The following is a 19,382-nucleotide window of genomic DNA, read 5'->3' as shown; positions in this document are numbered from 1 at the left end:
GCGTCAATTTTCCATCTATTGCACGTGGCGGATGTCACATGCGCCGTGAAATCAATTGACGGGTGCCTTATTTCGGGCAGAGGCTTCGGCGGATCTTTCTTCGCATCTTCAGGGCAGGCTCTGCGGTTTTCCGCTGTATTCCTGCCTGCCGCCTTGGGGGGCTGCTCGGTGTTTGGTTGGCGTTCGCTTTCGTGGTCCGGTCGTGGCTCCTTGCCGCGTACTGCCGCTGCTCGCCGTCGTGTGCACCGGGTCCGCCTGGGGACCGGGGCGGCGGTCATGGCCGGTCTGCTGGTGGGCCTGCTGCCTGTGCAGGCGGTTGCTGCTCCGCCGCCGGGTGGGGACCGGGCAGGGGTGAACCTGATCGACCTCCCGCCCGAGGAGAAGGCCGCCGACGCGGACACCGGCATCCTGGATGATCTGGCTGGCGAGGCGACGGTCCCGGTGAAGCCGTACGAGCCGGCCGACCCGGTGGTCCCGTCCGGTGAACCGGAAGCCATCGACCTGACCAATCCGGTGGCCGGCGATCTGGTCGAGGCCGACAACCTGCCGGTGCTGCTCGGAGCCCCCAAGGACGCCACTCCGGAACAGGCTGCCGCGGTGGCCGGTACCTGGCAGGTCGGTGTGGCAGCCGATCCTGCGTCGGCAGCCGAGGTCAGTGGTGTCCTGTTGACCGTGACCCCGCCGGCAACGGCCGACGATGCTGCGGTGGACGTGGCGCTGGACTACTCGGACTTCGAGAAGCTCTACAGTGCCGACTGGGCAGACCGCATGCAGTTCGTGGCCTACCCCGAGTGCTTCCTGAGCGACCCGGACGACGAGGCCTGCAACCAGGCCACTTCCTTGGCCACCCAGAACGACAGCACCGCCGGGCAGATCAAGACCACGGTTGACGTCGCCGCGGCGACCGCGGCCTCCGCGACGGCCCGGACCGCATCACTGAACACCGACCACAACGGTTCGGCCGCCTCGGCGGTCTACCATCCCAGCAGCCATGACCGGACCCTGCGGGCGCTGCTGCCCCGGGAGACCGCCGGTGGCGGGTCGGTGGTGCTGGCGGCAACCGACTCCGGGTCCGGTGCGAAGGGCGACTACACGGCAACGCCGCTGTCCAGTGCCGGTACGTGGTCGGCCGGCGGCTCGGCCGGGGCCTTCACGTGGTCCCAGGCCGTCCAGGTGCCTCCGGTATCGGTCGGCCCCTCGCCGAAGATCTCCTTCGACTACAACTCGCAGGTCGTGGACGGGCGTACCTCGGCCACCAACAACCAGGCCTCCTGGATCGGTGACGGCTGGGACTACAACCCCGGCTCGATCGAGCGGACCTACCGCAACTGCCGGGACGACACGAGCGGGAACGCCAACAACGCGTCCCACAAGACCTCGGACCTGTGCTGGGGCTCCTACAACGCCGTCATGTCCCTGGGAGGATCGACGACCGAACTGGTCCTCGATCCCAAGAACTGCCCCGACGGAAACCCGGACGCTGCGGGCTGCGTGTGGGTGACGGCCAACGGCGACGGCACGAAGGTCGAAAAACTCAAGGACACCAGCAACGACAACGGTGACGCGGACGGGGAGTACTGGAAGGTCACCACCAGGGACGGCACCCAGTACTACTTCGGCAAGAACAAGCTTCCCGGCTGGACCACCGGCAAGGACACCACCGACTCGGTCTTCACCGTCCCGGTCGCCGGCAACCAACCCGGTGAGCCCTGCTACAACAGCAGCTTCACGTCCTCGTTCTGCACCCAAGCCTGGCGCTGGAACCTGGACTACGTCGTGGACGTACACGGCAACGCCATGTCGCTGTGGTGGAACAAGGAGACCAACTACTACGCGAAGAACGAGAAGTACACCTCCCCGGTCTCCTACACCCGCGGCGGCTACCTCGCCCGCATCGACTACGGCCAGCGCTCGAACACGCTGTTCACCGCCAACCCGCTCGCCCAGGTGCAGTTCACCGTCGGAGAACGCTGCTTCGACGAGGCCGAGAGCGGTCTGACCTGCAACGATATGGCCTTCGCCTCACGCGACTACGGCAAGTACCGGCTGTGGTACGACACGCCGGTCAACCTGTACTGCGCCGGAACGGCGGGCAAGCGCTGCCCAGTGCCGTCCCCGACGTTCTGGTCCCGCAAGCGCCTTTCGTCCGTGACGACCCTGGCCCAGCGGAAGCAGGGCTCGACCACACCGTTGAACGTCGACAAATACGTCCTGAACCAGTCCTTCCCCCGCACCCTGACGGACACCGCCCCACCGTTGTGGCTGGAGTCGATTCAACGCACCGGCTACACCGTCAACGGCGACACGCTGCAGATGAACGCGGTGGAGTTCTCCCACAACAACCAGGCGATGCCGAACCGGGTCACCACCGGGGACAAGGACCCGCGGCCGGCGTTCGACCGGCTTCGCATCCGCCGGGTCGTCACCGAAACCGGCGGCGAGATCGACGTCGAGTACTCCGCCCCGTGCCCGGCCATGGCCACCTCCGCGCACCCCAAGCCGGAGGACAACGGCACCCGCTGCTACCCGGTGTACTGGAGCCCGGACCCCGATCAGGAGACCATCGACTGGTTCAACAAGTACGTCGTCACCTCCATCACCCAAAAGCCGCGCTTCGACGGCGTCCCCGACCTGGTCACCGAATACCAGTACCCGGATGACGGAGCGGCCTGGGCGAAGAACCAGGCCGAGTTCTCCGAGAAGGCCACCCGCACCTATGACCAGTGGCGCGGCTACTCCCAGGTCACGGTCCTCACCGGCAAGAACGACCCCACCAACGGCATCGTGCGCGGCAAGAGCGTCACTCGCTACTTCCGCGGCATGGACGGCGACCCCCTGCCCGGCAACAGCTCGCGCTCGGTGACTGTCAAGGACTCCACCGGCGCCGACATCGCCGAGGACCTGCCCGCCTTTCAAGGGATGACGTCCGAGGAAATCACCTACACCAAGGCGAACGACGACGGCAGCGGCGGCGAGATCGCCTCTCGCACCGTCACCTATCCCTCCGAGCACCTGCTGGCAACCCGAGCCCGCGACGACAGTCCCGACTTGCAGGCCTACCGCACCCAAGTCGACAAGACCGTCACGGTCACCCCGGCCAGCGGCACCAAGCCTGGCGACAGCCGCACCTCGCGCACTGTGCAGGTGACCACCCAGTACGAGGACACCTACGGGCTGCCCACGCAGGTGGAGTCCCGCGGCGACACCGGCAAGCCCGGCGACGAGACGTGCACCCTCACGTCCTACCTGCACAACACCACCGCCTGGCTGATCGGTCTGGTCCAGCAGACCAGGACCACCGCCGGCACGTGCGACCAGGCAGCCACCGCGACGGGCGACGAAGTCATCTCCGCCTCACGCACCTGCTACGACTACCAGGACTACGGCGCCACCCCCACCAAGGGACTACCCACCGAGGACTGGGGTTCTGACGGGGACGGCACCGGCTGGATCCGTACCAGCAAGACCCACTACGACGACTACGGCCGCGTCGACTCCGCCACCGACGCCAACAACCAGACCGGCACGACGACATACAGTCCGCCGACCGGTCAGGTGTTCTCCACGACCGCCGAGAACGCCCTGCACTACACCTCCACCACCACGGTGGAACCCGGCCGCGGCACCGCCGTGGACGTATCCGACGTCAACGGCCGCACCACGCACTACACCTACGATGCCCTCGGCCGCACCACCGCCGTATGGACGCCCTCGCAGGACCCGGCCACCGACGACCCGGACACGAAGTTCACCTACGACACCACCGTGGGCAAGCCCACGGCCGTGACTACAGAAACCCTCCGTGACAACGGCACCTACGCCCGCTCCATCGCCCTCTACGACGGCCTGGGACGCACCCGTCAGACCCAGACCGATGCCGTCGGCGGCGGACGCGTCGTCACCGACACCCTCTACAACGCCAACGGCACCGTCCGGCGCACCAACAACGGCTACTACGCCGAAGACGCACCCTCCACCGCCCCGTTCGAGCTGAAGTCCGACTTCAACGTACCCAACGCCACCCTCAGCAGCTACGACGGCCTCGGACGGCCCCTGTCGGTCACACCCGTCGAGGGCGGCATCGCGCAGGACGGAACCATCCCGAACGGCAGCACCACCAGGTCGCCGGACAAGACGACCCGCTATATCTACAACTGGGACGCCACCACCGTCATCCCGCCCACCGGCGCTGCTGCGACCCGCAGCTTCACCGACGCCCTCGGCCGGACCACGCAGATCGACACCTTCACCGACGCCCTGCGCGCGGCGTACACCGCCACCACCTACACATACGACCCGCGCGGCAACCGCACCGAGGCCAAGGACACCAAGGGCAACACCTGGTCCTGGGTCTACGACGCTCGCGGCCGTGCCGTCAAGGCGGTCGACCCCGACACCGGGACGACCCAGACGTGGTACGACAACCTCGACCGGCCGGAAACCACCCTGAACGCCAGCGGCATCAAGGTGTGGACCAAGTACGACGCCCTCGGCCGCACCATCGAGCAGCACCTGGGCGATTCCAGCGGCACCCTGCTGACGAAGTTCGACTACGACACCATCCTGGGCGCCAAGGGCCAGCTCGCCTCCGCCATGCGCGACAACGACGGCGTCAAGATCACCACCACCATCACGGGATACGACGCCGAATACCGGCCCACGGGCAAGACCATCACGATCCCGGACAGCCTCACCGACACGTTCACCGACGGCTTGGCCGGCACCTATAACTACGCCTACAGCTACACCAAGACCGGACAGCTGCAGTCCGTCACCGTCCCGGCCGTCGGAGGTCTGGCCCAGGAAAAGGTCATCACCCGCTACAACGCCGACGGCCTGCCCACGTCCACCTCCGGGCTGGACTGGTACACCGCGGACACCACCTACAGCCCCTACGGCGAGGTGACACGGGCCGTCACCGGTGAGATGCCGAACCGGGTGTGGACCACCAACCTGTACAACGAGAACACCGGCCAGCTCACCCGCGCCGTCACCGACCGCGAGGTCATCGGAGCCTCCCGCGTCAACGACCGCACCTACGCTTACGACACGGCCGGCAACGTCACCCAAGTCGGCGACACCGACGGCAGTAGCTACACCGACCGCCAGTGCTTCACCTACGACGCGCTCGGGCAGCTCCACGAGGCATGGACCTCCCCCAACCCCGGTTGCAAGGCCATCGGCCAGACGAACATTGCACCGGTCTACAACGACACGACCGGCAAGGTCACCGCGACCAACGTCACCAGCGCCAACGACGGTTACTGGCAGACCTACAGCTACGACGAACTGGGCAACCGCAAGCAACTCATCGAGCACAACCCCACCGTCACCGTCACCGGCGGCCAGGTCGATACCACCACCGACACCGCCACCGGCTACGGCTACGGCACCAAGGACAGCGGCGGCACCCTCCAGCAGCCCCACACCCTCACCGACATCACCACTGACACCGCCACTGTCGACACCCTGGCCAAGCTCACCTACGACGCAACCGGCAACACCCACACCCGCACCTACGGGGGCAACACCCAGACGCTGGAATGGACCTGGGACGGCAAGATTAAAACCGCCTCCGGCTTCGGCGCCGACGGCAAGGGACAGCTCCTCGGCCTCGACAACAAGTGCCTGGACCTGAAGAACTCCGGAACCACGGTCGGCACCCCCCTCCAGCTCTTCTCGTGCAACGGCACCAAGGCACAGAACGCCCAGCTCGACCCGACCACCGACGCTCTGAAGATCCTCGGAAAGTGCGCCATACCCACTGGCGGTGCCACCACCGACGGCACTCCCGTCACCCTGGCCGCCTGCACAGGTTCCACCGACCAGAAGTGGACCCTGACCGGCGGCACCATCAAGCACCAGACGTCGGGCAAGTGCCTCAACGCCCCCAGCGGTGACGACGCCACCGCGCTTCAACTGGCCAACTGCACGACCGACGCCGGTCAGAAGTGGGCCTTCGCCGACCAGACCACTTACCTCTACGACGCCAACGGCAACCGCATCATCGCCGCAACCGCCGCCTCCCACACGCTCTACCTCGACGACGCTGAATTCTCCACCGATGCCGCCGGCGCCACCGCCTACTGCCAGCGCTACTACGGCCAGGCCGGCGCCCCCGCAGTGCTGCGCCACTCCACCCGTGGCAGCACCACCAGCACGCTGACCGCCATGGTCACCGACAACCACGGCACCGCCGTAGGCACCGTCGGCCTCGACGACACCCAGGCCATCGAACGCCAGCGCACCGATCCCTTCGGCGTCGAACGCGGAACCCAGCCCGGTACCTGGCAATCCCACCGCGGCTACCTCGGCGGCACCGACGACAACACCACCGGCCTCACCCACCTCGGCGCCCGCGAATACGACCCCGACACCGGCCGCTTCATCTCCGCCGACCCCGTCCTCGACATCGCCCGACCTCTCAGCCTCAACGGCTACGCCTACAGCGCCAACAACCCCGTCACCCTCACCGACCCGACCGGCACCGACTACGGCTGCGGCGGCGGCGCCTGCGCCTACATGAACGACGGATCCAGCGCACGACTCGAGGACGAGGACAAACACGGCGGACGCCAGACCGGTACCGGTGGTGGCCTCGACAACGTCGGGATTGTGACCAAGGTCGTCACCGTCACCAAGCCCCAGCCCGAATGTGACTGGTGGTGCAAGACCAAGGGCTGGATGCAGGACCACCGCGAGGTCGTCACCTTCGTCACCCAAGTCGTCGTCACCGCAGGCTGCGGTGTAGCCGTCGGAGCTGCCGGAGCCGCCACCGGCGGAGCCGCACTCGGCCTGGCAGCCGGCTGCGGCGCCCTCGGCGGCATGGCCGGCGCCTGGACCAACAACTACCTCGATCCCGACGCCGACCACAGCAACCTCGGCTACCTCAAGGCAGAAGGAATCGGCGGCGCCACAGGAGCAGCCGAAGGCGTCATGAGCTTTGGCGCGGCAAAGCTCATGGAGAAGGGCGCCACAAAACTCGCCGCAAAACTCCTCAGTCCATGCAAAAACAGCTTCCCCGCTGGCACGGAAGTACTCGCCGCCGATGGCAGCACCAAACCCATAGAAGACCTTGAGCTCGGTGACGAGGTTCTCGCCACAGATCCCGAAAGCGGCAAGACAACCCCCAAGTCGGTCACCGCCACAATCCTCACCCCGGATGACACCGACTTCACCACCATCACCCTGAACAATGCTACGGGGGGTGGCGAGAGCGTACTTACTGCGACCGACCACCACCCCATGTGGTCACCCAGCGAACACGACTGGATCGACGCCGGCAACCTTGCCCCGGGCATGACCCTGCGCACTGACCAGGGCCGTGAACTCCGCATCACCAGGGTCAAGCACTTCCACAGGCTCCAGGCCGCCTACAACCTCACCGTTGCCGACCTCCACACGTACTATGTACTCGCGGGCGGCACGCCCGTCCTCGTTCATAATTCCGGCGGAACGTGCCCGGCGAATCTCCAATCAGGTAATAGTGCAGCCGCCGCGCGTGGGACGCAGGTTCATAATGGGCCCGAATGGGGAGAGCATTTGGACTCTCTTGGATATTCGCGTGGCAGTCAAATCTCGCCAGGAAATATCCCTGACGGATTCACTGCAGACGGTTTCCCTGTGGAGCTCAAGCCGAACACTAAGAGCGGCATTAAGGCCGGAACTCGGCAACTGCGACGCTACATGAATGAGATGGGTGTTGATTACGGTGAGCTGTGGACGTATCGTGACACGCCGGATGGGATAGCATTCGACCTCGTGCGGGTGCCCAATGGGGCTCGCAGATGGACAAAGTGGTGATGTTGGATGGCTAAGCTGCTGACCGCGACGGCCGTGCTGCGTTCGGCCATGGAGCTCGGCGTTGTCTCTTCCGATGCTGATGTGTCGCGAAAGGGTGAGGCGCGCTGGGAGTCCGAAGGGCTGGCGTACCTCGGGTGGCTCTCCAAGGATGCTGCAGGGTTGCTGGTCTGGCACATGAACGTGGGCGATGCCAAGTTCGGCTCGGCCCTGGAGAAGTACGGGCGCATGTCCGTTCCAATTCGCAGTTCGAGTAACGAGATGCCATGGCCACAGGCAGCCGACAGCTTGCTGGAGGAGTTTCTTCGGGAGGGACTGGGTCGAGCAGTTCAGTTCGTAGCCGACCGGACCGACCTGTGTGAATTGCTGTCGTCGTCCGAGGATGTGCGCCGAGGGAACCTTTATTCATGGCTTCCCGTCGCTAATTATCCGGCTCGCCTGGTGCAGGCTCTGGTGTTGGCTCGTGATATTGGTGACTCCGACTTGGAGTCCCGAATCCAGGGACAGCTAAAAGAGGGACCGATTCGCCTGGCAAATGGTAGAGCTATGGACGTTCTGGCGTCAGCCAAGGGGTGGGCGAGTCGATACTCGAGTGCGCTGGGATTCGATATCGCGATCTAATCGATAATAAAGGGATGCGACCGTATGGTCTCTCCCCGTGAGTTGCGCCTCGCAGGAAATAGGAGCCCCGCCGAAGCGATCCTTCGGTGGGGCTCCTGTGGTGTTTGACGGCAACGCTGACGGCAACGTCAGCGGACGAAGAAGCCCCGACCGAGGCAGTCTCGGTCGGGGCTCCGGTCCTCCGGGGCTGTCGGTCAGCCGACGGGCGCTTTGGTAAGGGGCGGATTATCGCTTTCGGCGGGTTCGCGGAGAGCGTCTCCGAGGCGGTCGATGGCTTGGTGTTGGAGGCGGAGTCGGACGTGGGCGTAGACCTCGGCGGTGACGGCGATGTGGGCGTGGCCGAGGAGTTCTTTGATGGTGACCAGTTCGACGCCCTGTTCGAGGAGCAGGGTGGCGCAGGTGTGGCGCAGGTCGTGGAAACGGGTTCGGCGGAGTCCGGCGTGGCCGAGGAGGGTGCGGAAGTGCTGGGTGACACCGCCGGGGTCGAGCGGGTTGCCGCTGGGCGTGGTGAAGATCAGGTTTCGCTCTTCCCACCTGTCTCCGGCGGTTTGGCGTTCGGTGTCCTGTGTCTGGCGGTGCTGGGCGAGGGCGGTGAGGCAGGCGGTGGGGAGGGCGATGCGGCGTTCGGCGGCGCGGGTTTTGGTGGGGTAGAGGGCGGTGCCGCCGTTGGGGGCGTTCTGGAGGGTGCGGCGGATGTTCAGGGTGCGGCCTTCGGTGTCGAGGTCGTGCCAGGTCAGGCCGAGGAGTTCACCGCGTCGTAGGCCGGTGCGGAGGGCGAGTTCGAACAGGGCGTGGAGCCGGTCGGTTCGTGCTGCCTGGAGGAAGCGGCGGGCTTCGGTGGCGGTGAGGGGTTCGAAGCGGCGGTGGCGTATCTGTCCGACTTGGACTTGGCGGGCGACGTTGCGTTCGACGCGTTCGTCTCGGACGGCTTGCTGGAGTGCGGAGTTGAGGACGGCGTGGACGTACTGCAGGGTGCGGGGGGAGAGGCGTTTGCCGCAGCACTGGCCGATCGCGCAGCAGCGGGGCCGCTGGTTGGGGTGTTTGGGGTCGGGGTGTCGGGCGGCGTCGGTGCCGCGTGTGCAGCACTGGCAGGCGGCGCGGAGCTGGTGCAGCCAGCCGCGTACGTCGGCGATGGTGAGCCGGTGGAGCTTCTTGGGGCCGAGCGCGGGGAGCAAGTGGAGGCGGGCGACGGTGGTGTAGCGGGCGTGCGTGGTGGCGCGCAGGCGGTGGACGGCGATGGTGTCGAGCCAGTAGGTGAGGTACTGGGCCACGGTGGTGTCGCTGATGCGGGTGGGCAGACCGCGGTTGCTGACGGCCACAGCTTCGGTGAGTTTGTCGGCGGCTTCCTTGCGGGTGGTGCCGTAGACGCGGATGCGTTTGCGGGTGCCGCCGGCGGCGAGGACGTATCCGGCGGCTTCCCAGCGGCCGTCTTTGCGTTGGTAGATGGTGCCGTCGCCGTTGGCGCGGGTGCGGCGGGAGGCGGGGTTCGGGGTGGTCATCAGGCGGCTTCCTGTTCGAGGTGGTGGAGGTAGGTGGTGAGGGCGTGGGTGGGGATGCGGCGGGCGCGGCCGATAGTGAGGGAGGGGAGTTGGCGGGTGCGGATGAGGTCGTAGACGGTGGAGCGGCTGATCTTGAGGCGGGCCATGACTTCGGGGACGGTGAGGAGTTCGTCGTCAGCCATGGGTGGCCGCCGGTGCCCGAGGTCCGGGCGGTGGTGTCAGGGCGGTGGCGAGGCGGGCGAGTTCGGGGGTGAGGCCGATGCCGGAGAAGGCCCAGTGCGTGAGGGTCAGCGTCGACTCTGCGTCCGGACCGGTGGTCGGGGCTCCGGTCTGGGTGCGTTGGTAGTCGGCGCGGGCTTGGCGGAGTTCGGCGAGGGTGGTGGAGTACTGGCGGGTTTTGGTGGAGAAGTGGCCCCGGAAGCCGAGCATGTGCGCCCAGGCCCGGAGCTTGAGGTCCGCGAGGTCGCGGCGTGCGCCGAGGTCCCAGGCGGTGCGGATCATGCGTTCGGCGTGCGGGGGTATGTCGAATGCGTGGAGTTCGCCGATCAGGCGCAGGCGCCGGTCGAGGGTGCCGGTGGCGCCTTCGGCTCCCTTGGTGGCGTATTTGGCGATGTAGGCGGCCACGGCCCGCTCGGTGACCGGGGTGCCCGCCTGGAAGTCGCCGCTGCGGATGGGACGCACGTCGAGCTGTGTACCGAAGGCGAAGGACCAGGTGGCGCCGTCGAGTTCCGGTCCGGCCACGCGGGTTCGGGTGGCTGCGGTGTGGATGGCATCGGTGAGGAGTTCGGTCGAAGCCCAGGCGGGCGGGGGTGTCGCGCTGCCGTCGGGTCCGTCGAGGCGGATGACGGCGTGGAAGTGGACCAGGCCGCGCCGCTGGTATTCGGCGACTTTGGCGTAGGAGATTTTCGCGGCGGAGGACAGGCTGCGCTGGGTGAGCCCGGCAGCCCTGGCGATGGCGCGGCGCATGTGGAGCATGAAGCGGGACCACAGGGCCGGGGCGTGGGCGTTCCACAGCACCGCGCCCCGGTAGTCGTAGCGGTCGGGGTCCAGTGGTGAGCCGAGCAGCGGGTCGCCCTCGGCGTGGGTGCGTCCGCAGCGGCACCGCCGATCCCGCTTCGTTTCACCGCTGGGGCGGTTGTGGACGGGGCCGAAGGAGGGGGCGGTGAAGGTCGCGAAGACGCGGGGATGCTGGGTGATGGTGGTGGGGACGGTTTTGCCGCCGCGTAGTCCGGCGGCGATGAGCTGGTAGGTGTCGTGGCGGTAGATCTCGGCGCAGGAGGGGCAGCGGGTGGTGCGGCGGTTGCCGCAGCGGACCAGGAGGCAGCCGGCGGGCATTTCGCGGGAGTCGAGGTGGCGCAGGATCAGCCCGGTGGCGGAGTCGACCTCGGTGCGGTAGCCGTCCAGGCGTATCGGTCGGGCGCATCCGCCGAGCGTCGTCAACTGGCGGACGATTCCGGGCAGGTGTCCGCCGATGGCGAGCTTTTCCAGGTCGCCGGGTCGCAGTCCGGGGGCGAAGGCGCCGGGCAGAGAATCGGGCTGCTGCTGGGGGTTGGTGGGCATGGGGCATGGCCTCTCGGCGGACGGCGCGCGGGGTGCCGTCGAGGGGTGGGTGGGGGACCCCGGCAGGGGCAGGACCGGGTGGTGGCGCCCCTGCCGGGGGTGGGGCTGCTGGTGCGGGGCGCATCCCGCCGGGATCTGCTCACCGGGGGTGTATGGAGCGGGGGCATCAGCCGGTGGCCTTACCGAGGCCCGCGCCGCCCGTGGCGGGGCTGGTGCTGGTGGGGAGGTTGCGGATTTGGTGGCCTGCGTGGCAGAGGGTTTCGCTGATCTGCCAGCAGGCTTCGGTGGGCAGGTAGACCGAGCGCATCCGTACCGGGGTGCGCATGGCGCCGATGGCGGCGATGGCGACACCGGCGGGGAGTTCACGGTCGGCGGCGGTGACTTCCAGGTCGCGTCCGTCGGGGAAGAGATGGAGGAAGTCTTCGACGGTGTCGACGCGGTGGCAGATCCGCGCGGAGAGGTTGGTACGCATCGCGGTCGAGAGCACGTCGGCGGAGGGCTTCTGGGTGATCAGCCAGAGCCGCACACCGAACTTCGCGCCCTGGCTGGCGATGGCCAGCAACTCGGCCTCGAACCGCTCACGGGCCTTGCGGTCGGCGTGGCGGGTGTAGTTGGCGACCTCGTCGATGACCACCAGCAGCAGAGGCAGGTCCTTACTGAAGGCGGTGATCCGGTCGGTGCGCGCGGACCAGAACAGTGCCTCGCGCCGCCGCATCTCTGCCCGCACCTCAGCCAGGATTTCAGTGGCCTCGTCGGGGTGAGTGGCCGAGCAAACCTGGTGTGCGGTGCGCCACCAGGGTGCGGCGGCGGCGAGGTTGGGGTCGATCACCACCAGGCGGACGTCGCGCATCAACGATGCGGACGCCAGGAGGGTGTTGACGGTGATCGATTTGCCGGAGCGGGTGACTCCGGCGATGAGGCCGTGCGCGCCGGTGGCGAGATTGGCCTTGACGGGTGTGCCGTCCTCGTCCCACCCGAGCAGCACATCATCACCGGAGGTGAGGGTGCCGGGGGCGGGGGCGAGGGTGCCGTCGTGGTGGAGCAGGGGTGAGGGGATGAGGGTGTCGAGGGGTTCGCGGCGGAATCCCCGGGCGGTGATGGTGCCGGGCCGGGGCTGGGTGACCTTGACCCGGTGCATGCCCCAGCCGTTGCACAGGTCGTCGGCGGCGTCCTGCCAGGCTTCCAGTCCGACGCGGGGCAGTGCGGTGGCGGTGACGGTGACGCCGAAGGTGTCCGCGCGGGTCGTGATGCGCGGGATGCGGACCTTGGCCGGAGCCGGGGTTCCGTCGCTGTGGAGTTGCTGGAGCTGGGTGGGAGTGGGGTCCTTGACCGCGAGTTCGGCCATGGGGGCGAGCCTGCGCCAGGTGCGGCGGATACGGCGGGCCTGCCGGAGGCTGACGCGGGTCTCGGTGTCGGCCCGTATCCAGCGGACGCCGGTGAACAGCACCCGCCCGGTGATCAGGGCCGCCAGGGGTATGAGGAGCCACCACATCACGGCCGCCGGATTCGGGAGGGCGTGAAGGGTGGTCATCAGGCGGCCTTCGCGGTGAGGGCGGTGGCGCGGAAGGCGATCCCGTGGCGCATCTGCCCGTTGAAGGTGTTCTCCCAGGCCGAGGCGGTCAGGGCGGTGAACGTGATGGTCGCGCCGGGCTTGATGCCCTTGGTGATACCGGTCTCCGGGACGGTGACCTGGAGCATTTCGGCGCGGCCGTCGAGGACGACCATGACGTCGGCGACCACGAGCGGGGCGCCGGTGTCCTTGTCGGTGGCGATCTCGCCGGTGGCGAAGTCCTTCACCTTGGGGCGCAGGGTGCCGAGCATGGCGTGCATGGCGGTGGTGTCGATCGGAAGAGAACGCATGGGTGGACTCCTGGTGGGAGGGGGTTGGTGTGCCCGCCGGGGTGGTCGGGTTCGGGAACAGTAGCACACCCCATCCGACCCCATCCATGCCCATCCCTATCTCATCGGTTCCCACCCCATCCACACCGCCGGTACCCTGACCGGATCGGCCCCGAGACCCCGGAGCCTGGAACCCGTGAGAGCGATCGAGAGAGTGTGGAGGTGGAGCCGTGTCGCAGCCCGACGGCACCCTGCTGAACTACGAGCGCATCGCCGAAGACCTCAGACAGCAGATCCGCGAAGCGGCCCTGTCCCCGGGGGCACCGCTGCCCTCGCAGAGCCAGCTCATGAAGCAGTACGGCGCCTCCAGCCTCACCGTGCAGAAAGCCATGTCCCTGCTCCGCGAGGAGGGCTGGGCCGTCTCCCGCCCCGGCAAAGGGGCCTTCGTCTCCCAGAAGAAGGACACCGAGGACGCCTTCCGCACGGTCGCCACCGCACTGGAACAGCAGATCCGCACCGGCACGCTCACCCCCGGCAGCCTCCTCCCGTCCCGCGAAACCCTCGCCGAACAGTTCGGCACCTCGCTCACCGTGATCGACACCGCCCTGACCCTGCTGGCCCAGCAGCAGTGGCTCACCCCGGACGAGACCGGCCGCAGCCTGGACATCCACGTCCAGCACGCCCACCACCCGAAGATGACCGCCCTGCTCGCCCAGCGCACATCCCCACCGGAAGGTGCCGGCGGCGACGCTGCCACACGGTCGCGCGTCGAGGCCCTGGAAGGCGCACTCACCGGGGCCCTGGAACAGATCGCGGAACTTCGCGAGCGCGTCGAGACCCTCGAAGCCAGCAAGACCCGGAAGGCCCCCGGCCGCAAGACCGGCTGAATATCCCGCACCGCCTCTCGAACAGCGAGGTCAAGGACCGTAGTTGCCCTGTCAGCCGCAGTCCCGGGCGCCATCCCGGCAGGGCAGGGCCGGTGATCTTCCGCCTGGGCTGTGCCGTGTGCCTGCCCGTGGGCAGTGTGCTCGGCGGTCGGCGGCATGGGTCGGGCGGTTCGAAGTCCCGTCGGGCGCAGCGGTAATGGAGTTGCGTCCAAAGTTTCTCTACGAGATCAAGGCGACCCGCTTGCGCGGGTCGCGCGCGGCCGGGCCGGGGCCGGCCGCTACGTCGCCGCCCCGCTTGCCCACCCCGGCCATGCCGCGCAGAAAGACGTGATCGGGAGACCAGAGGCCCCCGGTGTAACCGTCCTGACGCGGGATCACCTACGGCGCTGATGGTCGCCGTGATGCCCACAGTGGGGCCGCTGTCGCCTGCTCGCTGCCCAAGGTTGGCGGACGGCTCGCCCCGGGCGGAGATGCCGGGCGGCAGCACCTCGGCCTGGGGCCGGGGCCAGAGCTGACAGACTTGCCCTCCCTCCGAGGGGCCGGAGGGTCGAGCCCCAGGCGCGGGTTCGTCGTGGTTGAGAGTGGCGGGTCGCGGGGGTGAATCCCTCGTCGGCCGGTCACCGGAGGCGTACCAGGAACCCCCGGGGGCCGCCAAGGCCAAGCGCGAGCGTCACGGTGTGAGCCTTGGCGGCCCCCGGAGAACCCTGGTCCGGCGAAGCTGCCCGACCGACGAGGGACCCACCCCCGCTCAGGCCCGGAGTCTGCCGCGGGCAGCGGCTCTGGCCAGTGGGACGGACCCTTGCACGCCAGGCGCACCGGATACGGTCAGGACGCGAGCAGTTCGGCGACCTCGGGCACGTCGCGGAAGGCCTCCAGGCGGTCCAGGACGATCCGGGTGCGCTCGGCTGTCCGCTGACTGCCGCTCTGTCCGAGGGCGAGCATGCGGCTCGCTTTCCCGGCTGCGGTTTCGGGCTCGTTGGCGTCGGCATAGGCTACGGCCAGCCAGGATAGGTACAGCGCCAACTCGCGGGCGTGGCTGGCGTCGTAGCGGCCGAGTACCTCGGTCAGCAGGGGTACGGCGCGCAGCGGGCGGCGCAGTTCGGTGTAGACGCGGGCCTCCATGACCCGCAGCTCCCCGGCATCCACCCAGTACAGGTACGACGGCGATTCGGTACCGGCCGAGTCCCCCGCCAGGGCCTCGCCCGCCTCCCCGAGAGTGGCCATTGCCTCGCGGTCCTGTCCGGCGCGGGTGTGTGCCCAGGCCACCCGGTCCAGGTACAGCGCGCGTGCCCTGGGCGGGGCGTCCGGACCGGCGTCCTCCAGTGCGGCGCGGGCCAGGGCCACCGCGTCCGTGGTGCGGCCGGTGTTGCTCCACTGGTAGGCCAGCGAGCCCGCCACGTTCCCGGACAGCACCCCGTCTCCCGCCGCACGGGCAGCGCTCATCCCGAGCCGGTAGGTCCGCTCAGCCTCGGCGTGCTCGCCCGCATCCGAGGCCACCCACCCGGCGATCTGCGCCAACTCACCGATGGCCCGCAGGAGTTCGCGCCCTACCTCCTCGGTGTGGGTGCCCTCCCGGTACAGCTGCACTGCGGCCCGCAACTCCCGCAGGGCCGGGCCGATCAGGTCCTTGCCGTACACCACGTCGTCGGCCAGCCGCAGACCGTGGACCCGATGGGCCAGGTCGGCCACCTGCCCGGCCCCGATCCGGCGCCCCGCACGCGCGGTCAGCGGGGCCAGCGGGTCGCCCTCGGGCAGGAAGTCTGCCACGGAAACGAAATGCGGCGCGGATTCCGGAGGCGGGACTGCCTTCGCCGCCTCCAGCATCTCCCGGGGAACCTCCGTGATATCGCGGACGGTCTGGTTGATCGAGCGGGCGCGGGTCCAGAAGTCGCGTAGCTGTGCCACTGCGTCGATGGTCGCTTTGAGCGTGGCCACTCGGGCGCTGGACTGCGCGATCGCCTCGAAGCGGGGTGCGATCGTGTCCCGGGTCAGCGCATCGAGCTGGCGGCGCAGGGTGGTGGCACGGAAGTCGGCCTGCTCGGCGAACTCTTGTGCACGTTGCAGGACCTGCACGTCGGCGTCCTGGACTGCACGGGCGTCCTGAAGTTGTTCCTCCAGCGCTGTGCGGGTCTGCTGTACGACGACGGGGTCGACGTCGGCGTCGCGCGGATCAGGCTGCAGGCACACGACGCAGTGGTCGGCGGGGACGGGCCTGTTCTCCAGGCGCTGCATGCAGCGCGGGCAGACGACGAAGTCGAAGGGGGAGAGCAGGTCGATGGCGGTGGAGGACCGTTCCAGGCGGGCGAGGTCCAGGGTCACCTGGGCGACCACCGCGGCTCGCGCTTCGACCAGATCGCGGGCGCCGAGGACTTCCTGGGCGGCGTCGCGGGCCGCGTCGACCGCCTGTCCCAGGTCCTGGCGCAGGACGGTGTCCGCTGCCGCATTGTCCTCCAGCTCGAACCGGAGGGAGGACAGGGTGCTCTCGGCCCGACCGAGCATGTCGCGCAGGCTGGTGAGCTCAGCCCGCAGTTCCTCCTCGCTTCGGGAGTCGGAGGCTTGCAGGAACTGAGTGACGTTCGCGTACTCGGCCTTCTTTTTCTTCAGCTGCTCGTCCAGCAGGCCCTTGGCTAGCCGCAGTTCCATAAGGGCGCTATCGGTCAGCGTGAACATGAGCTTGAACAGCTCTTTGCGCTTGCGGTTGAACCAGGTGTCGCGGTGGCCCACGACCTCCCTGTCGATGTTGTGGGCCTCCATGTACGTGTAGGCAAACAGGTTGCTGAACGTCAGGTCCAGCGACTGCGCGTTCCCGTCGCGGGTGCTCGGGATGGAGGCGCGGGGGAAACCGGTGGCCTGCAGGAGGTAGTCCGAGAGCGTCTCGCGTCGGTTGGCGGACCGCACAGCGAGGCTGTGGAGCAGCGTCAGGGTGTCGGGGTCGAGGATGTCGACGTGGTCGGAGCGCTCGTCGCTGATGGTCCGTTTGAGGATCATGTGCTGAGTGCCCATGACGACGTCGGCGCGCACCGAGTGGACGTGGTCGCGCACGGTGGTCGTCAGCCGGGCGGACCCGCCGATGGTGTGCTTGAGCAGCATGAGCAGGCTGGATTTGCCGGAGCCGCTGGCTCCGCTGATGACGGTGGCCGGCTGGTTGAACCGGTAGGTCTTCTCCGCAGTAGCGGTGGTGACCGTCAGGGAGAGGAAGCGGACGTGGACTGCCATCAGATTTCCGTCCGCCAGGGCCTGTCCACCGCGTCGGGCAGGCGTTCGTAGATGAGGGTCTTCAGGGCTGACTCGGTCTTGTTGAAGTGCTTTTTCAGCAGGGTGATCCGCACGGCAACGACAGCCCACTCGTCGGTTAAGGCGAGGGTGTCAGCGGCGATCGCCCCCGTGGCGGTAACGCGGAACTCGGCACGGCCGCCTCCGGCATAGGTGATCAGCCCACGGGCGGCAAGAGAGCCAAGGACGCTGTAGTAGCGCTGGTCCCAGGGGCCGTATTTGTAGCGGGTCATGCGGCTCTCCACGGCGATCCGCTCGAATCCCGTGGGCTCCGCACCTGGGGGCCAGGACAGGTTCCGCTCGTTGAGGAGGCGTTCGAGCAGGGCTGGATAGCGGAGCAGGAAGTCGAGCTTGGCCAGCTTCGTCAGGCCGTCCAGACCCTTCTTCGCCGTGGTGAACTGGCTGATCAGCAGCAGCACGCGAGCCTCGTGGTAGTGAGATTCACGCTGTTCCTCCTGGCGGCCCTCGGTCCTGATCCGTCTAGCGGCCGCGGCCTGCTCGGTGCTGTTGGTCACGGGGCGCCCTCGGCGGAGGCGTCGAACGGCTCGGAGAAGTAGAAGTGGCACTCGTCGGCCAGCTGGTAAGCCAGGCCGCGAAGATGCTGCTTGTTGACCTTGAACGGGGGCGTTGCTGCCACCGTCTCGGGAGTCAGGTACTGGATGAGGAGCTGATTCATCCGCCGGCCGTACGCCGTGCCGGGCTCAGTTTCCTGCTCTGCTCTTCCACGGCACTCGAAAGCGGTGTCGGTCACCTCAAGGCTCAGGTTCTCCAGGTCTGCGGCATCTCCTACTAGGCCCGAGCGCTGCTGGGACCAGGTCACATACCACGCTGAGCGCAGCCGTTCAGCGTGGGCAGCCTCGTCCGAGGGCACCTGGCCGTGGGCAAGCTTGCGCCCCAGCCTCGTGCCTCCGGGGGCCTTGATCGGCACCTGGCCGCGCACGTACGTCGGCACAACGGTGCGCAGGTAGGCGAACCCGTCCAGGACGGTGGCGCGGCGCAGCCTGCGCCTGGCGATGCGTGCGGACATCTGTTTGTTGTTCAGGACCCGGGCAGGGTCGACGATGTAGGAGGCGAGCTGCCCGCGGTCACTCTCGTCCCGGTTCGCCTTCTCGATGCGATTGACCAGATCCCGGTAGGTGCTCTCGGTGTCCACGTCGACCAGTTCGAGGCTGGCGATGGCTGGCAGCAGGAACTGCTGGATGTTGGTGTCCGTGATCGAGTGATTCGCGGACTGGTCGTGGTCGATGGCCAGTACCGCCAGGAAGCCACTGACCTGGTCGAGGAAGCCCTCGGGAAAGATGATGTCAGTAACGTTCACCTGGGGCGTCTCGGGAATGTTGTCGTACGGCTGCTTCCACCGGACCTTCAGCAGTTGCCTTGCCACGTTCTTCACCATCGCGTCGCTGCCCTCGGTGAGCGGCGGCTGCGGGCCGCACATCCTGGCAAGGCCACGCGCGTTTTCCCTGGCTGGCTTCAGCGCAGCATTGGTGAACAGACGCAGACGCACGTTGCTTGCGCGATCGCAGCCCACCCAGCGATCGAACAAGTGGGCAAGACCCCCGTCCTGAAACAGCTGACTCAACGTCCAAGGGCCCTGATCGTGCTGGCGGTGCTTGACCGAGACCAGCTCGACCGCACCGTCGCAGAAGGCGATCACGAAGTCCTCGTGCCATTCGCAGACGATGTAGTCGACGCTCTCCTGCGTGAGCATCGCCAGGCAAAAACGCGCCGCGACCTCCGCCTGGTAGCGGTACAGGCCCGATGTCCTGGAGCCGTCGTCCTCCTTCGGCGCAAGCCGAAAGATCGGATGCTCGAACCCCTCCCGGCTCCCTGCCGTCTCGACTGCCACGTCGACCACCGCGCCCCCTGCCCCTCAACCGGCCCCGCGTCGGCCAGGGCGGCC

11 protein-coding genes are annotated in these 19,382 nt (G+C 67.9%); 3 read left to right on the top strand and 8 right to left on the bottom strand.

The features are described from left to right. Positions 1-276: 276 nt before the first annotated feature. Together ACIP64_RS05990 and ACIP64_RS05985 are read left to right on the top strand one after the other, a co-directional pair. Positions 277-7,803, top strand: a complete 7,527-nt coding sequence (locus ACIP64_RS05990; RefSeq protein WP_401582363.1) for a ricin-type beta-trefoil lectin domain protein — start codon at positions 277-279, stop codon at positions 7,801-7,803. A 6-nt stretch (positions 7,804-7,809) separates the two neighbouring features. Continuing rightward, entirely contained in the window at positions 7,810-8,421 is a 612-nt protein-coding gene (locus ACIP64_RS05985; protein WP_401582361.1) for a hypothetical protein, read from the top strand. 194 nt (positions 8,422-8,615) lie between these two features. On the opposite strand, the gene ACIP64_RS05980 is transcribed toward ACIP64_RS05985, so the two are convergent. The 5 genes from ACIP64_RS05980 to ACIP64_RS05960 form a co-directional block, all read right to left on the bottom strand. Continuing rightward, positions 8,616-9,920: a tyrosine-type recombinase/integrase gene (locus ACIP64_RS05980; protein WP_401582360.1), complete on the bottom strand. Its 1,305-nt coding sequence runs from the start codon at positions 9,918-9,920 to the stop codon at positions 8,616-8,618. Further along, positions 9,920-10,102, bottom strand: coding sequence for a helix-turn-helix domain-containing protein (locus ACIP64_RS05975; RefSeq protein WP_401582358.1), 183 nt, complete (start codon positions 10,100-10,102; stop codon positions 9,920-9,922). Before ACIP64_RS05975 ends, ACIP64_RS05980 begins: the two co-directional genes overlap by 1 nt. Next, on the bottom strand, positions 10,095-11,480 hold the full coding sequence (locus ACIP64_RS05970; RefSeq protein ID WP_401582356.1) for a replication initiator: 1,386 nt from the start codon (positions 11,478-11,480) through the stop codon (positions 10,095-10,097). Before ACIP64_RS05970 ends, ACIP64_RS05975 begins: the two co-directional genes overlap by 8 nt. A 166-nt stretch (positions 11,481-11,646) precedes the next feature. Next, positions 11,647-13,011 carry an FtsK/SpoIIIE domain-containing protein gene (locus ACIP64_RS05965; protein WP_401582353.1) on the bottom strand — a complete coding sequence of 455 codons (1,365 nt, stop codon included), beginning with the start codon at positions 13,009-13,011 and terminating at the stop codon, positions 11,647-11,649. After that, entirely contained in the window at positions 13,011-13,340 is a 330-nt protein-coding gene (locus ACIP64_RS05960; RefSeq protein WP_401582351.1) for a hypothetical protein, read from the bottom strand. The genes ACIP64_RS05965 and ACIP64_RS05960 overlap by 1 nt, the downstream gene beginning before the upstream one ends. Before the next feature lie 209 nt (positions 13,341-13,549). Here ACIP64_RS05960 and ACIP64_RS05955 point away from each other — a divergent pair, with 209 nt between their 5' ends. Beyond that, on the top strand, positions 13,550-14,206 hold the full coding sequence (locus tag ACIP64_RS05955; RefSeq protein ID WP_401582348.1) for a GntR family transcriptional regulator: 657 nt from the start codon (positions 13,550-13,552) through the stop codon (positions 14,204-14,206). Positions 14,207-15,031: 825 nt separating this feature from the next. On the opposite strand, the gene ACIP64_RS05950 is transcribed toward ACIP64_RS05955, so the two are convergent. From ACIP64_RS05950 to ACIP64_RS05940, 3 genes are read right to left on the bottom strand one after another with little or no spacing between them, the layout of a single operon-like run. Then, positions 15,032-17,422, bottom strand: a complete 2,391-nt coding sequence (locus ACIP64_RS05950; RefSeq protein ID WP_401582346.1) for a hypothetical protein — start codon at positions 17,420-17,422, stop codon at positions 15,032-15,034. Next, a complete protein-coding gene (locus tag ACIP64_RS05945) occupies positions 17,422-17,994 on the bottom strand; it encodes a hypothetical protein (protein ID WP_401582343.1) in 573 nt (190 codons plus the stop codon). The genes ACIP64_RS05950 and ACIP64_RS05945 overlap by 1 nt, the downstream gene beginning before the upstream one ends. Beyond that, positions 17,991-19,328 (bottom strand): dsDNA nuclease domain-containing protein, encoded by a 1,338-nt coding sequence (locus ACIP64_RS05940; protein WP_401582341.1) that lies wholly within the window; start codon positions 19,326-19,328, stop codon positions 17,991-17,993. Before ACIP64_RS05940 ends, ACIP64_RS05945 begins: the two co-directional genes overlap by 4 nt. Positions 19,329-19,382 lie beyond the last annotated feature (54 nt).

It is taken from the genome of Streptomyces sp. NPDC088733, assembly GCF_044751185.1.
Lineage (GTDB): Bacteria > Actinomycetota > Actinomycetes > Streptomycetales > Streptomycetaceae > Actinacidiphila.
The sequence above is the reverse complement of the archived record's forward strand: the minus strand, read 5'-3'. Positions and strand labels throughout refer to the sequence as shown.